14 protein-coding genes are annotated in these 13,789 nt (G+C 71.5%); 9 read left to right on the top strand and 5 right to left on the bottom strand.

The genetic code is table 11. From position 1 onward, the window contains the following. Positions 1–113 precede the first annotated feature (113 nt). A complete protein-coding gene (locus ACFW01_RS16515; protein ID WP_384504180.1) occupies positions 114–2,390 on the bottom strand; it encodes a transglycosylase domain-containing protein in 2,277 nt (758 codons plus the stop codon). Between the two features lie 459 nt (positions 2,391–2,849). On the opposite strand from ACFW01_RS16515, the gene wblA reads away from it, so the two are divergent. After that, positions 2,850–3,188, top strand: coding sequence for a transcriptional regulator WblA (gene wblA, locus ACFW01_RS16510; protein ID WP_234959418.1), 339 nt, complete (start codon positions 2,850–2,852; stop codon positions 3,186–3,188). Between the two features lie 54 nt (positions 3,189–3,242). Here the strand turns inward: wblA and ACFW01_RS16505 are convergent, their stop codons facing one another. Both ACFW01_RS16505 and ACFW01_RS16500 read right to left on the bottom strand, forming a co-directional pair. Then, positions 3,243–4,649, bottom strand: coding sequence for an ArsA family ATPase (locus ACFW01_RS16505; protein ID WP_384504178.1), 1,407 nt, complete (start codon positions 4,647–4,649; stop codon positions 3,243–3,245). After that, positions 4,646–5,623 (bottom strand): ArsA family ATPase, encoded by a 978-nt coding sequence (locus ACFW01_RS16500; protein WP_384504176.1) that lies wholly within the window; start codon positions 5,621–5,623, stop codon positions 4,646–4,648. The genes ACFW01_RS16505 and ACFW01_RS16500 overlap by 4 nt, the downstream gene beginning before the upstream one ends. Before the next feature lie 106 nt (positions 5,624–5,729). Between ACFW01_RS16500 and ACFW01_RS16495 the strand changes: the two genes are divergently transcribed. From ACFW01_RS16495 to ACFW01_RS16475, 5 genes are all read left to right on the top strand, one after another. After that, a complete protein-coding gene (locus tag ACFW01_RS16495) occupies positions 5,730–5,891 on the top strand; it encodes a DUF4177 domain-containing protein (protein WP_003975360.1) in 162 nt (53 codons plus the stop codon). Beyond that, the gene (locus ACFW01_RS16490) at positions 5,888–6,355 is read left to right on the top strand and encodes a RidA family protein (protein ID WP_384504174.1); all 468 of its coding nucleotides are present in this window, start codon (positions 5,888–5,890) and stop codon (positions 6,353–6,355) included. The genes ACFW01_RS16495 and ACFW01_RS16490 overlap by 4 nt, the downstream gene beginning before the upstream one ends. A 161-nt stretch (positions 6,356–6,516) precedes the next feature. Continuing rightward, positions 6,517–7,527, top strand: a complete 1,011-nt coding sequence (locus tag ACFW01_RS16485; protein ID WP_384504172.1) for an alpha/beta fold hydrolase — start codon at positions 6,517–6,519, stop codon at positions 7,525–7,527. A gap of 72 nt (positions 7,528–7,599) precedes the next feature. After that, on the top strand, positions 7,600–8,517 hold the full coding sequence (locus tag ACFW01_RS16480) for an NUDIX hydrolase (protein WP_384504170.1): 918 nt from the start codon (positions 7,600–7,602) through the stop codon (positions 8,515–8,517). Next, positions 8,514–9,356: an MBL fold metallo-hydrolase gene (locus ACFW01_RS16475; RefSeq protein WP_234959424.1), complete on the top strand. Its 843-nt coding sequence runs from the start codon at positions 8,514–8,516 to the stop codon at positions 9,354–9,356. Before ACFW01_RS16480 ends, ACFW01_RS16475 begins: the two co-directional genes overlap by 4 nt. Before the next feature lie 30 nt (positions 9,357–9,386). On the opposite strand, the gene ACFW01_RS16470 is transcribed toward ACFW01_RS16475, so the two are convergent. Then, on the bottom strand, positions 9,387–10,061 hold the full coding sequence (locus ACFW01_RS16470; RefSeq protein ID WP_234959425.1) for a Crp/Fnr family transcriptional regulator: 675 nt from the start codon (positions 10,059–10,061) through the stop codon (positions 9,387–9,389). Positions 10,062–10,412: 351 nt separating this feature from the next. Here ACFW01_RS16470 and nth point away from each other — a divergent pair, with 351 nt between their 5' ends. The 3 genes from nth to ACFW01_RS16455 are packed head-to-tail and all read left to right on the top strand — an operon-like array spanning position 10,413 to position 13,548. Beyond that, positions 10,413–11,537 carry an endonuclease III gene (gene nth, locus ACFW01_RS16465; protein WP_384504167.1) on the top strand — a complete coding sequence of 375 codons (1,125 nt, stop codon included), beginning with the start codon at positions 10,413–10,415 and terminating at the stop codon, positions 11,535–11,537. Positions 11,538–11,589: 52 nt separating this feature from the next. Next, positions 11,590–12,303, top strand: coding sequence for a CoA pyrophosphatase (locus ACFW01_RS16460; protein WP_234959427.1), 714 nt, complete (start codon positions 11,590–11,592; stop codon positions 12,301–12,303). Positions 12,304–12,348: 45 nt separating this feature from the next. Beyond that, the gene (locus tag ACFW01_RS16455) at positions 12,349–13,548 is read left to right on the top strand and encodes a MarP family serine protease (RefSeq protein WP_234959428.1); all 1,200 of its coding nucleotides are present in this window, start codon (positions 12,349–12,351) and stop codon (positions 13,546–13,548) included. A gap of 16 nt (positions 13,549–13,564) precedes the next feature. On the opposite strand, the gene ACFW01_RS16450 is transcribed toward ACFW01_RS16455, so the two are convergent. Beyond that, positions 13,565–13,756: a hypothetical protein gene (locus ACFW01_RS16450; protein WP_234959429.1), complete on the bottom strand. Its 192-nt coding sequence runs from the start codon at positions 13,754–13,756 to the stop codon at positions 13,565–13,567. Positions 13,757–13,789: the final 33 nt, after the last annotated feature.

Raw genomic sequence — 13,789 nt, 5'->3', positions numbered from 1 at the left:
CAGCCCCCGGCGGCCGCCGGTCGCCGCGGGGACCCGCGCGCATGCGCCGCCCGGCCGCCCTCCGCGAACCGCGGAGGGCGCCCTCACTTCGTCGGACTCGGGTGGGCCCGGGATCAGTCCCGTCCGCCCGGGCCGTTCCCGGCCCCCCGGAACAGGTTTCCGGGGAAGCCGCCGTCCCCGTCCCCGCCGCCGTTGCCATTGCCGCCGTTGCCGGTCCCGCCGTCGACCAGGCCGCCGATGAAGCCGTCGTCGCCGTTGTTCCCGTCGTCCCGGCCCGGGTCCTCGGCCCCTTCGTCGCGGCCCTTGTCCTTCTCCTTCTCGCCGTCCGGGATGTCGACGAGGTTGAAGGAGGGGGAGTCCTTGCCGGCCAGGGCGCCGGTCATGGCGTCCTTCCAGATGGGACCGGGAACCGCGCCACCGAAGACGAGCGGGTGGTAGACGCCGCCGATCGTGATGTTCTTCATCTCGACCTTCTGGGTGGCGCTGCCGACCCAGACGGCGCCCGACATGTTCGGCGTGTAGCCGACGAACCAGGCGTTCTTCCGCTCGTCGGTCGTACCGGTCTTGCCCGCGTTGGCGCGGTCGCTGAGGCCGGCCTCCCTACCCGTACCGGAGTCGACCACACCCTGCAGCAGCGTGTTCACGCTGTCCGCGGTCTTCTCGGTCATGGCCCGCGAGCACGTGGACTTCGGCACCTCGAGCGACGTCTGCTTCTTGCCGACCTTCTGCGTGATCGACTCGATGGCGACCGGCGTGCAGTACATGCCGCGCGAGGCGAAGGTCGCGTAGGCGCTCGCCATGGTCAGCGGGGACATACCGACCGAGCCGAGGGCGAGGGCGGAGGGGTTCTGCGGCAGCTTGTCGCCGTTGCCCTGGTGGACGTCGAGCTTGTCCGCCATCTCGGAGACCGGGCACAGGCCGATCTCGGCGAGCATCTGCACGAAGTAGGTGTTGACCGACTTGGCCATCGCCTCCTTCAGGCGGTACGGGCCGACCTCCGACTCGTTCTCGTTCTCCACGCGGTAGTTCTTGTCGTTGATCCAGGGCTTGTCGCAGGTCTGGATGGGGCTCGGGTAGTCCATGTCGTACGGCGACGAGTACTCCTTCGTCGGCGGTACGTTCTGCTCCAGCGCCGCGGCCGCCAGGAAGGGCTTGAACGTCGAACCCGTCGGGAAGCCGTAGTTGGAGCCGCCGTAGGCCGCGTCGACCGAGTAGTTGTACTCGGTCTCGTTCTTGCCGTAGCCGTACGGCTTCGACTGGCCCATCGCGACGATCTTGCCGGTGCCGGGCTCGACCAGCGTGCTGGCCGCGGCGACCGAGTCCGACTTGTTGACGTGGTCCTTGAGCGACTGCTGGACCGACTCCTGGGCCTGCGGGTCCATCGTCGTACGGATGGTCAGGCCGCCCTGGTTCCAGACCTTGGCCCGGTCCTGGCGGGTCTTGCCGAAGACCTTGTCGCTGAGGAAGACCTCGCGCACGTAGTCGCAGAAGAAGCTGGCGTTCTTCACGGCCGTGATGCAGCCGTTCTTGGGCCGGCTGACCTTCAGCCCGAGCGGCGCCTCCTTCGCCTTGTCGGCCTCCGCCTGGGAGATGTCGCCGACCTGGGCCATCCGCGTCAGGACGGTGTTGCGCCGCTTGGTGGCCTCGGCCTCGTCGTTGACCGGGTCGTACCGGCTGGGTGACTGGACGATGCCGGCCAGGAGGGCGGACTCCTGGATGTTGAGGTCCTTGGCGGACTTGGAGAAGTAGCGCTGGGCGGCGGCCTCGACGCCGTACGCCTGCTGGCCGAAGAAGGTGATGTTCAGGTAGTTCTCGAGGATCTTCTTCTTGCCCAGCTCCTCCTCGACCTGGATCGCGAGCTTCAGCTCCTGGATCTTGCGGCCGAGGGTCTGCTGGGTGGCCTGGGCGACCTTCGTCGGGTCGTCGCCGGCCTCCTCCACGAAGACGTTCTTGACGTACTGCTGCGTGAGGGTGGACGCGCCCTCGGAGACCTCGCCGCTGCGCGCGTTCTTGTTGAGCGCGCGCAGGACGCCCTTGAGGTCGATCGCGCCGTGCTGGTAGAAGCGCGAGTCCTCGATCGCGACGATCGCCTTCTGCATGTACGGCGAGATGTCCTTGAGGTCGACCACCGTGCGGTCGCGCGAGTAGACCGTGGCGATGATGCCGCCCTCGGCGTCGAGGATGGCGGTGCGCTGGCTCAGCGGGGGAGTCTTCAGGTTGGCCGGGAGGGCGTCGAAGCCCTCCACCGACCCCTTGGCCGCCAGCCCCAGCGCGCCTACGGCGGGCAGCGCGATGCCGGCCAGCACCGCTCCCGCGAGCACACTGACACCGAGGAACTTGGCGGCCTGCTGCGTTGGCGACAGACCACCGCCCGAGCGCTTCTTTGGCATGAAGGCAGCCTACGTTCTCATTCGCCGGACACGCGTATATGCCTTGGCCTAAGCTGCACTCAACTGTCACAGCAGTGCGGCCACGTATCAATACGTCCGGCGACCCCGAATCGTTCCGGATCCGCTCGGTTTTTTTCTGAGGGGCCCCACTGGGGGCGCGTTGGTGTGTGTCGGCGCGTGCCACGGCGTGTGGATTACGTGTCCGAATCCGCCTTGTGTGTCAATCGGTGTCCGTTGTGGCGCAAGAGAGATGACCCGAATGTCGGGATCGTCGCGCATGTCGCCAGCTCACTCCCCCGGGTGATCTGCCGCTTACCCATAGTCCGTTCGGGCCATTCAAGATTGGGCCCGAAGGGGGTGTTGCGCTGTGCCCACCTTCCGTAACGTCCTCAACTGGCGGCGGTGAATATGCCGCTGCCGCCGTGGGGGAGCCTCGATTCGGGAGAGGACGGCGCCGGTATGGGCTGGGTAACCGACTGGAGTGCGCAGGCCGCCTGCCGCACTACCGATCCGGACGAATTGTTCGTTCAGGGAGCAGCGCAGAACAGGGCCAAGGCGGTGTGCACCGGATGCCCGGTGCGGACCGAGTGCCTGGCCGACGCGCTGGACAACCGCGTCGAGTTCGGCGTGTGGGGAGGCATGACGGAGCGGGAGCGCCGCGCACTGCTGCGCAGGCGGCCCACCGTGACGTCCTGGCGCCGGCTGCTGGAGACGGCGCGGACGGAGTACGAGCGGGGGGCCGGCATCCTGCCTCTCGACGACGACGAGGTGTACGAGGACTACATGGCCGTGGGCTGAGCACGGCCGTGGGCTGAGCCGCCGCTCCGGGCTCCTCGGACGACCCGGTCGGTGTCAGACGTCCGTCTCCGGCAGCTCGGGGTGGACCGTCGCGAGACGGACCCCGATGTCCCGCAGGCCGGCGAGGTCGTGCACGTCACCGGGGAGCGCGGCCACTTCGGTGACCGCCACCTCGGGATGACGCGCCGTGAAGCGGTCGCGCGTGCGCTGCTCGCGGGCGAGCAGGTGCATCCGGTCCGCATGCAGCCTCAGCAGGCCCGAGGCCAGCTGGTCCACGGACCGCTCCGGCGTGCCCACGTCCGGCGTGTCGGGGCCCTGCGTGTCCGCGTCCTGCGTGTCCGCGTCCTGTGTGTCCATAGCCGGCGGCGCTGCGTCCGGCGTCGCCGCGTCCGGTACGTCGTCCTCGTGAGGGGCTGAACTTCCGTGCGTGTCGGGGGAGTTACGAAGTCCAGCTTTCCCGCCGCTCTGATCCACAATGCGGGGCTCCTCAAGATTTTCCGCGGCGGCGAGCGCCCGCTCGGCGGACAGCCGGTCGGCGCCGCTGCCGTGGACCCTGTTGAGCACCAGACCGGCCAGCGGCATGTCCTCGGCCGCCAGCCGCTCCACGAAGTACGCGGCCTCGCGCAGCGCGTCCCGCTCCGGGGCCGCGACCACGAGGAACGCCGTGCCGGGCGCCTGGAGCAGCTTGTACGTCGCGTCCGCGCGCGTACGGAACCCGCCGAACATGGAGTCCATCGCCGCCACGAAGGTCTGCACGTCCTTCAGGAACTGCCCGCCCAGCACCTTCCCCAGGACGCCGGTCATCATCGACATGCCGACGTTGAGGAACTTCATGCCGGCCCGGCCGCCGACCTTCGCGGGTGCCAGCAGGACCCGGATCAGCTTGCCGTCCAGGAAGGACCCGAGGCGCTTGGGAGCGTCCAGGAAGTCCAGTGCCGAACGGGACGGCGGCGTGTCGACGACGATGAGGTCCCACTCGTCCCTCGCCCGCAGCTGCCCCAGCTTCTCCATCGCCATGTACTCCTGCGTGCCCGCGAAGCCCGCCGAGAGTGACGCGTAGAAGGGGTTGCCCAGGATCGCCGCCGCCCGCTCGGGATCCGCGTGCGCCTCGACGATCTCGTCGAAGGTGCGCTTCATGTCGAGCATCATGGCGTGCAGCTCACCGCCCGCCGAGTCGTCGACGCCCTTCACCCGGCGCGGAGTGTTGTCCAGAGAGTCGATGCCCATCGACTGGGCGAGCCGCCGGGCCGGGTCGATGGTCAGGACGACCACCTTGCGGCCCCGCTCGGCCGCGCGCAGGCCCAGGGCCGCCGCGGTGGTCGTCTTGCCGACCCCGCCCGCGCCGCAGCACACGACGATGCGGGTCTTCGGGTCCTCCAGCAGCGGGTCGACGTCGAGCACGCGCGCGTGGGAGAGGCGCCGCGCGCCCTCCTGGGGCCGGGCGGCCGGGTCCGGACTCATGCGATCCCCTGCTTCCGCAGTTCGGTGGCGAGTTCGTACAGGCCCGCGACGTCCATGCCCTCGGCGAGCAGTGGCAGCTCGTGCAGCGGCAGGCCGAGGTCGGTCAGGACGGACCGCTGCTCCTGCTCCAGCGTGTACCGCTCGGCGTACTCCTCGGCCTGCGCCAGCAACGGGTCCACCAGCCGCTCGGCATGCCCGCCGCGCCGCGCCCCGCCCAGCCCCGCGCCCGACAGGGACCGCGCCAGCGCCGTACGCGGGGTGTCCCGTACGAGGTCCAGGTCGGTGGCGTCCAGCACCGCGGGACGGACCATGTTGACGACGACCCGGCCCACCGGGAGGCGTGCCGCGCGCAGCTCGGCGATGCCGTCGGCGGTCTCCTGGACGGGCATCTCCTCCAGCAGCGTCACCAGGTGCACGGCCGTCTCCCGCGACTTCAGCACCCGCATCACGGCCTGCGCCTGATTGTGTATCGGGCCGACCTTCGCGAGGCCCGCCACCTCGTCGTTCACATTGAGGAACCGGGTGATGCGGCCGGTCGGCGGGGCGTCCATGACGACGTAGTCGTAGACGAAATGTCCGCTCTTGTCCTTGCGGCGGACCGCCTCGCACGCCTTGCCGGTCAGCAGGACGTCCCTGACGCCCGGCGCGATGGTGGTCGCGAAGTCGATCGCGCCGAGCTTCTTCAGGGCCCGGCCGGCGCTGCCCAGCTTGTAGAACATCTGGAGGTAGTCCAGCAACGCCTGTTCGGCGTCGATGGCGAGGGCGTACACCTCCCCGCCCCCTGGAGCGACGGCGATCTTCCGCTCCTCATAAGGCAGCGCCTCCGTCTCGAAGAGCTGCGCGATGCCCTGGCGGCCCTCGACCTCGACGAGAAGCGTGCGCTTCCCCTCGGTGGCGAGGGCCAGCGCGAGGGCGGCGGCCACCGTGGTCTTACCGGTTCCGCCCTTGCCGCTGACGACCTGGAGCCTGCTCACGTATTCGAGCGTAACCAGTCCGCGCGCGGAGTACGCCGGAGGCTGTGGACAACGTCGCCGTGGTCGGCCCGCGGAGGGGCTCCGTGCAACGGCTAGAGTCGGCCGCATGACCAAGTGGGAATACGCAACCGTGCCGCTGCTCGTCCATGCCACGAAGCAGATTCTGGACACCTGGGGCGAGGACGGCTGGGAGCTCGTCCAGGTCGTGCCCGGGCCGAACAACCCCGAGCAGCTCGTCGCCTACCTGAAGCGGGAGAAGCAGGCATGAGCGCCGTCGAGGCGAAGCTGGCCGAGCTCGGCCTGACGCTGCCCGAGGTGGTGCCCCCGCTCGCCGCTTACCAGCCGGCCGTGCAGTCCGGGCCTTACGTCTACACCTCGGGCCAGCTGCCGATGGTGGACGGCGCGCTTCCGGTCACCGGCAAGGTGGGTGCGGAGGTCACCGCCGAGGAGGCCAAGGAACTCGCCCGCACCTGTGCGCTGAACGCCCTGGCCGCAGTGAAGTCCGTAGCCGGTGACCTCGACCGCGTCGCACGCGTGGTGAAGGTCGTCGGCTTCGTGGCCTCCGCGGCCGACTTCACCGGCCAGCCCGGCGTGATCAACGGCGCCAGCGAACTGCTCGGCGCGGCCCTGGGCGACAAGGGCGTCCACGCCCGCAGCGCGGTCGGCGTGGCGGTCCTCCCCCTGGACGCTCCGGTCGAGGTCGAGATCCAGGTGGAGCTGGTCCAGGCGTAGCCGGGCACGAACCGCGGGGGTGGCGTGACGGGGCGTCGCGCCCCTCTTTGCCACCCCGGCAACAATCCTCGCCTCCCTCGCCTGCCACCCGCAGGATCGGACCCGGAGACCGGGCCGTGCATCCGGGCCCGGTCGTTCGGCCGTACGTGTCAGGAGGAGTCGTGCCGCAGTCGCCGTCCGTGAATGATCAGTGGGTCCACCGGCTGGTGCCCTCGCCCGCGGGGCGGGTCCACCTGGTGGAGCAGGGCAGCGGGCCCTTGGTCCTGCTCGTCCACGGTTTCCCCGAGTCCTGGTACTCCTGGCGCCGCCAGCTGCCCGCGCTGGCCGCCGCCGGGTTCCGGGCCGTCGCGATCGACGTACGGGGCTACGGGCGCTCCTCGCGGCCGGACGCGGTCGAGGCGTACCGGATGCTGGACCTGGTGGCGGACAACGTCGCCGTCGTGGAGGCCCTGGGGGAGCGCTCCGCCGTCGTCGTCGGCCACGACTGGGGCGCGAACATCGCCGCGCACTCCGCGCTGCTGCGGCCCGACGTGTTCCGCGCGGTGGGGCTGCTGAGCGTGCCGTACACGCCGCCGGGCGGCCCGCGGCCCAGCGACGTCTTCGCGGGGATGAGCGGCCCCTCCGGTCCCTTCGCCGGGCAGGAGTTCTACGTCTCCTACTTCCAGGAGCCCGGACGCGCCGAGGCGGAGATCGAGCCCGACGTGCGCGGCTGGCTGGCCGGCTTCTACGCCGCCCTCTCCGCCGACACCATGCCCCCGCCCGAGGCCCCCGACCCGCACTTCGTCGCCCCCGGCGGCAGGCTGCGCGACCGGTTCCCGGCCGCCGGGCGGCTGCCCTCCTGGCTGACCGAGGCGGAGCTGGACGTCTACGCGGCGGAGTTCGAGCGCACCGGCCTGACCGGGGCCCTCAACCGCTACCGGAACATGGACCGCGACTGGGCCGACCTGGCGGGACACGCGGGCGCCCCGGTCACCCAGCCCGCCCTGTTCCTCGGCGGTGCCCTGGACGCCTCCACGACCTGGCTGTCCGACGCGATCGAGGCGTACCCCACGACCCTGCCGGGTCTCAGCGCCTCGCACCTGCTGGACGGCTGCGGGCACTGGCTCCAGCAGGAGCGCCCCGACGAGACGAACCGGCTGCTCACCGAGTGGCTGGCCGGCCTTCCCGGCTGACGTACGTCCCTGCCGTCCGTCCCGCTTCTGGGACCACTCGAACATCCGCCCGTCACCGGATAGCCTCCGGCCATGGCGAATCCGCAGGCGAACGGGCAGTGGTACCCACCGGAGTGGCCGGACCGCATCCGCGCGCTGGCGGCCGGCACCCTCACCCCGGTCGCCCCGAAACGCGCGGCCACGGTCATGCTCCTCAAGGACACCGGCGCCGGTACGGCCGTCCACATGCTGCGCCGACGCACCTCCATGGCGTTCGCCGGGGGCGCGTACGCCTACCCGGGCGGCGGCGTCGACCCGCGTGACGACGACCGCGCCGTCGGCTGGGCGGGCCCCACGCGCGCGTGGTGGGCGGACCGGCTCGGCGTCGACGAGGCGGGCGCGCAGGCCATCGTCTGCGCGGCCGTCCGGGAGACGTACGAGGAGGCGGGCGTCCTGCTCGCCGGCCCGACCGGCGACTCCGTGGCCGGCGACACGACCGGCGCAGACTGGGAGGCGGACCGCGCCGCCCTGGTCGCCCGCGAGCTGTCCTTCGCGGAGTTCCTGGACCGCCGGGGCCTCGTCCTGCGCTCCGACCTGCTGGGCGCCTGGGCCCGCTGGATCACCCCGGAGTTCGAGTCCCGGCGCTACGACACCTGGTTCTTCGTGGCCGTGCTCCCCGAGGGGCAGCGCACCCGCAACGCCTCCACGGAGGCCGACCGCACGGTGTGGATCACGCCGGCGGAGGCGACGGCCGGGTACGACAAGGGCGAGCTGCTGATGATGCCGCCGACCGTCGCGACCCTGCGCGGGCTCGCGGCCTGCGGTACGGCGGCCGAGGCGCTGGCGTCGGCGCCGGGCCGCGACATGACCCCGGTGCTCGCGCGGGCGCGGCTGGAGGGCGACGAGGCGGTCCTCTCCTGGCCGGGGCACGAGGAGTTCACCAAGCACGTGCCGAGTACGGCGCCGGCGCCCGCGACACCTTCCGACCCGACCGGGGGAGCCACCGCATGACGGACGCAGCAGCACTGCCCGGCCAGCCCAGGGGCGGCGTCCTCTCGGGACCGGCCACCGCACGCGCGGTGAACGTCCTGGCGCCCAATCCCTCCGCCATGACGCTGGACGGCACGAACACCTGGATCCTCGCCGAACCCGACTCCGACCTGGCCGTCGTGGTCGACCCGGGCCCACTGGACGACGTCCACCTGCACCACGTCGTCGACACGGCCGCCCGCGCGGGCAAGCGTGTCGCGCTGACCCTCCTGACGCACGGTCATCCGGACCACGCGGAGGGCGCAGCGCGCTTCGCCGAGCTGACGGGCACGCACGTCCGGGCGCTGGACCCGGCCCTGCGGCTGGGCGACGAGGGGCTGGCGGCGGGCGACGTGATCGGCGTCGGCGGCCTGGAGCTGAGGGTCGTACCGACGCCCGGGCACACGGCCGACTCGCTGTGCTTCCATCTCCCGGCCGACCGCGCGGTCCTGACGGGCGACACGATCCTGGGGCGCGGTACGACGGTGGTGGCCCACCCGGACGGCCGTCTCGGGGACTACCTGGACTCGCTGCGCCGGCTCAGGTCGCTCACGGCCGACGACGGGGTGCACACGGTGCTGCCGGGCCACGGGCCGGTCCTGGAGGACGCCCAGGGCGCCGTGGAGTTCTACCTCGCGCACCGCGCCCACCGCCTCGCCCAGGTCGAGACGGCGGTGGAGAGCGGTCACCGGACGCCGGGCGAGGTCGTCGCCCACGTGTACGCGGACGTCGACCGGTCGCTGTGGCCGGCGGCGGAGCTCTCGGTGCGGGCGCAGCTCGAGTACCTGGACGAGCACGGGCTCATCCAGCCACTCGGCTGACGAAGGGACCCGGGGCGCGGGCCGGCGGGGTCAGCGGGAGCGCTTGGCGAGCCGCTCCACGTCCAGCAGGATCACCGCGCGGGCCTCCAGGCGGAGCCAGCCGCGCCCGGCGAAGTCCGCCAGCGCCTTGTTGACCGTCTCGCGGGACGCGCCGACCAGCTGGGCCAGCTCCTCCTGCGTCAGGTCGTGCACGACGTGGATGCCCTCCTCGGACTGCACGCCGAACCGGCGGGAGAGGTCCAGCAGGGCGCGGGCGACGCGGCCGGGGACGTCCGAGAAGACCAGGTCCGACATGGCGTCGTTGGTCTTGCGCAGGCGGCGCGCGACGGCGCGCAGCAGGGCGGTGGCCACCTCGGGGCGGACGTTCAGCCAGGGCTGCAGGTCGCCGTGGCCGAGGGCCAGCAGCTTGACCTCGGTCAGCGCGGTGCCGGTCGCGGTGCGCGGGCCCGGGTCGAAGAGCGACAGCTCACCGATCAGCTCGCTGGGACCGACCACCGCCAGCATGTTCTCGCGCCCGTCGGGGGACGTGCGGTGGAGCTTGACCTTGCCTTCCGTGACCACGTAGAGGCGGTCTCCGGGGTCCCCCTCGTGGAACAGGGTGTCGCCGCGGGCGAGGGTCACCTCACTCATGGAGGCGCGGAGCTCCGAGGATTGCTCGTCGTCGAGCGCCGCGAAGAGCGGGTTGCGCCGCAGAACGTCGTCCACGAGTTCTCTCCTTGTCGACCGGCTCAGAGGATCTTGTTCCCCCGGTGTACCAGGGGTCCGTGGTGCCCATTTTGCCGGACAGTCCAAACAGTGTGATCTGTCACAAGGATGCCGCACTGGTGTCCCGGGGTACGCGGCAGGGGTCCAATTGGACGTCGATCTTCGGGGTCCGGGGCGGATGTCGGTGCCGGGCCGTAGGCTGGCCGGGTGTCCAAATCGCCGGTGAGAGCACAGGCCGAGGGGGCTGCGCGGGTGACTGTACGTCGCGATTCCGCTGTGGGCGAACAGGGCCCCGATGGCGGTAGGAAAACGGCGAAAGCGACAAAGAGGGCGGCGCCTGCTGCCAAGAGGGTGACCGCGGAGAAGGATGCCGTGAAGAAGGCCGCGAAGAAGGCTGCGCCCGCGAAGAGGACTGCGCCCGCGAAGAAGGCTGCGCCCGCGAAGAAGACTGCGGCCGCGCAGAAGACTGCGGCCGCGCAGAAGGCGGCCCCTGCGCAGAAGGCGGCCTCCGCGAAGAAGGCCGCGCCCGCCAAGAAGCAGGCATCCGCCAAGGCCGGGAAGCGAGCCCCCGCCAAGGCCGGGAAGCAGACCCCCGCCAAGAGGCAGGCCCCCGCCAGGACGCCCGCCGTCGCCCCCAAGAAGGCCTCCGCCGCCGTCAAGGGCGTCGCCCCGGCGAAGACCGTCGCCGCGAAGCCGCCGCGCGGCGAGTCGCGCACCGCCCTGGTCCGCCGGGCCCGACGGATCAACCGCGAGCTGGCCGAGGTCTACCCGTACGCCCACCCCGAGCTGGACTTCGAGAACCCGTTCCAGCTGGTCGTGGCCACGGTGCTGTCCGCCCAGACCACCGACCTGCGGGTCAACCAGACCACCCCGGCGCTCTTCGCCAAGTACCCCGCCCCCGAGGACCTGGCCGCCGCCAACCCCGAGGAGGTCGAGGAGATCCTGCGCCCGACCGGGTTCTTCCGGGCCAAGACCAAGTCGGTCATAGGGCTGTCGAAGGCCCTGGTGGAGGACTTCGGCGGCGAGGTCCCCGGCCGCCTCGAAGACCTCGTCAAACTGCCCGGTGTGGGCCGCAAGACCGCCTTCGTCGTGCTCGGCAACGCCTTCGGCCGCCCCGGCATCACCGTCGACACGCACTTCCAGCGCCTGGTGCGCCGCTGGCAGTGGACCGAGGAGACCGACCCGGACAAGATCGAGGCCGCCGTCGGCGCGCTCTTCCCGAAGAGCGACTGGACGGACCTCTCGCACCACGTGATCTGGCACGGCCGCCGCATCTGCCACGCCCGCAAGCCCGCCTGCGGCGCCTGCCCCATCGCCCCGCTCTGCCCGGCGTACGGCGAGGGCGAGACGGACCCGGAGAAAGCGAAGAAGCTGCTGAAGTACGAGAAGGGCGGCTTCCCCGGCCAGCGGCTGAACCCCCCGCGCGCCTACCTGGACGCGGGCGGGAAGGCGGCACCGCCGCTGGGGTCCGGGTGACGGAACGATCCCGGGGGCGTCGGGCGTTGGAGTCGGCAGGACGGGGGTGTGGATGACACGGGCGAGCGACACGCAGGGCCACGCGCGGGGAGCGATGCTCAGCAAGGAGGGTCTGCCCGACTGGCTGGACCCGGTGGTGCGGGCCGTCGAGACGGTGCGGCCCACGCAGCTGAGCCGCTTCCTGCCGCCCGCGGACGGTGCCGGCCGCCAGTCCGCCGTGCTGATCCTCTTCGGGGACGGCGCGGGCCGGGCCGGCCGCGGCCCCGAGCTGCTGCTCATGGAGCGGGCCGGCTCCCTGCGCTCCCACCCCGGACAGCCGGCCTTCCCGGGCGGTGCCCTCGACCCCGAGGACGGTGATCCGCGGGGCGACGGGCCGCTGCGGGCCGCCCTGCGCGAGGCGGAGGAGGAGACCGGGCTCGATCCGTCCGGTGTGCAGCTCTTCGGTGCCCTGCCCAAGCTCTACATCCCGGTCAGCGGCTTCGTCGTCACCCCGGTGCTGGCCTGGTGGCGCGAGCCCTCCCCGGTCGGCGTCGTCGATCCCAACGAGACCGCGCGGGTCTTCACCGTCCCCGTGGCGGATCTCACGGACCCGGCCAACCGGGTGACCACCGTCCATCCCAGCGGACACCGGGGCCCGGCATTCCTGGTCGAATCGGCGCTCGTGTGGGGCTTCACCGCCGGCGTCATCGACCGGTTGCTGCACTTCGCGGGCTGGGAGCGGCCCTGGGACCGGGACAAGCAGGTCCCGCTGGACTGGCGCGCATGACAGGGTGGCCTGCGTACCGAAGACGACAAGGCGAGGCCTGAATCAGTGAACGTGCTGGACATCCTGTTGCTGCTGGCCGCCGTCTGGTTCGCGATCGTCGGGTTCCGTCAGGGCTTCGTCGTCGGCATCCTGTCGGTGACCGGCTTCCTCGGGGGCGGTCTCGTCGCCGTCTATCTGCTTCCGGTCGTCTGGGACGTACTGACGGACAACGCGGAGGTGAGCACGACCGCCGCCGTCGTCGCGGTCGTCGTCATCATCCTGTGCGCCTCCGTCGGCCAGGCCCTCACCACGCATCTGGGCAACAAGCTGCGCCGGTACATCACCTGGTCCCCGGCCCGCGCGCTGGACGCGACCGGCGGCGCCCTGGTCAACGTCGTCGCCATGCTCCTGGTCGCCTGGCTGATCGGTTCCGCGCTGGCCCGGACCACGATGCCGACGATCGGCAAGGAGGTGCGGCAGTCCACGGTGCTGGGGGGTATGCAGGAGGTGCTGCCCGCGGGTGCCGACAGCTGGTTCGAGAGCTTCACGTCGGCCCTTGAGCAGAACGGCTTCCCGCAGGTCTTCAGCCCCTTCGCCAACGAGTCGATCCCCGACACGCAGCCGCCCGACCCCGCGCTGGCGAACAGCCCCGTCGCCGACCGCGCCAAGCGGTCCATCGTCAAGGTCATGGGCACAGCCCCCGACTGCGGCAAGGTCCTGGAGGGCACCGGCTTCGTCTTCGGCGACCGCCGGGTCATGACCAACGCCCATGTGGTGGGCGGCGTCGACGAGCCCACCGTGCAGATAGGCGGCGAGGGCAGGAAGTACGACGCGACGGTCGTCCTCTACGACTGGCGGCGCGACATCGCCGTACTCGACGTGCCGGAACTGGACGCGCCCGCCCTGCGGTTCGCGGACGAGGACGCGAGCCGCGACGACGGCGCGATCGTCGCGGGCTTCCCGGAGAACGGCGCGTACGACGTCCGTGCCGCGCGGATCCGCGGGCGCATCACCGCCAACGGTCCGGACATCTACCACCGCAACACCGTCGGCCGCGACGTCTACTCGCTGTACGCGACCGTCCGTCAGGGAAACTCCGGTGGCCCCCTGCTGACGCCCGAGGGCGAGGTCTACGGCGTGGTCTTCGCCAAGTCCCTGGACGACCCCGAGACCGGCTACGCGCTCACCGTGGACGAGATCCGCGAGGACATCAGCGAGGGCCGCGCCGCCAACCAGCAGGTGGACAGCGACAGCTGCGCGCTCTAGCGGTCACCCGGGGGATCTAGACCTGCGAGCCGCGTTGGTGGCGCAGTCGTACCGAGACCCAGCGGGCCCGGCGGCGCAGGATGAGGGGGATGCCCACCCGTGGGTCCGCACCCGCCAGTTGCGGGGTGCCGCCTCGTCGGTGGATGCTCATGCCGCTCGTGGAGCGGCCGTCGCGTGCTACGTCGTTGTAGTCGTGCGTCCAGCCCATACCGGCACGTGTGCCCCCGACCCAAGGTCGATA

It is taken from the genome of Streptomyces sp. NPDC058985 (assembly GCF_042740985.1).
Taxonomy (GTDB): domain Bacteria; phylum Actinomycetota; class Actinomycetes; order Streptomycetales; family Streptomycetaceae; genus Streptomyces.
This window is presented reverse-complemented; position numbering and strand designations above follow the sequence as displayed.

Bases quoted from the DNA above. Each gene is read 5' to 3' on its own strand.
- ACFW01_RS16490 (WP_384504174.1), top strand. From the start codon at position 5,888: ATGAGCGCCGTCGAGGCGAAGCTGGCCGAGCTCGGCCTGACGCTGCCC.
- ACFW01_RS16505 (WP_384504178.1), bottom strand. From the start codon at position 4,649: ATGAGTCCGGACCCGGCCGCCCGGCCCCAGGAGGGCGCGCGGCGCCTC.
- ACFW01_RS16480 (WP_384504170.1), top strand. From the start codon at position 7,600: ATGGCGAATCCGCAGGCGAACGGGCAGTGGTACCCACCGGAGTGGCCG.
- ACFW01_RS16515 (WP_384504180.1), bottom strand. From the start codon at position 2,390: ATGCCAAAGAAGCGCTCGGGCGGTGGTCTGTCGCCAACGCAGCAGGCC.
- ACFW01_RS16495 (WP_003975360.1), top strand. From the start codon at position 5,730: ATGACCAAGTGGGAATACGCAACCGTGCCGCTGCTCGTCCATGCCACG.
- ACFW01_RS16460 (WP_234959427.1), top strand. From the start codon at position 11,590: ATGACACGGGCGAGCGACACGCAGGGCCACGCGCGGGGAGCGATGCTC.
- wblA (WP_234959418.1), top strand. From the start codon at position 2,850: ATGGGCTGGGTAACCGACTGGAGTGCGCAGGCCGCCTGCCGCACTACC.
- ACFW01_RS16450 (WP_234959429.1), bottom strand. From the start codon at position 13,756: ATGGGCTGGACGCACGACTACAACGACGTAGCACGCGACGGCCGCTCC.
- ACFW01_RS16475 (WP_234959424.1), top strand. From the start codon at position 8,514: ATGACGGACGCAGCAGCACTGCCCGGCCAGCCCAGGGGCGGCGTCCTC.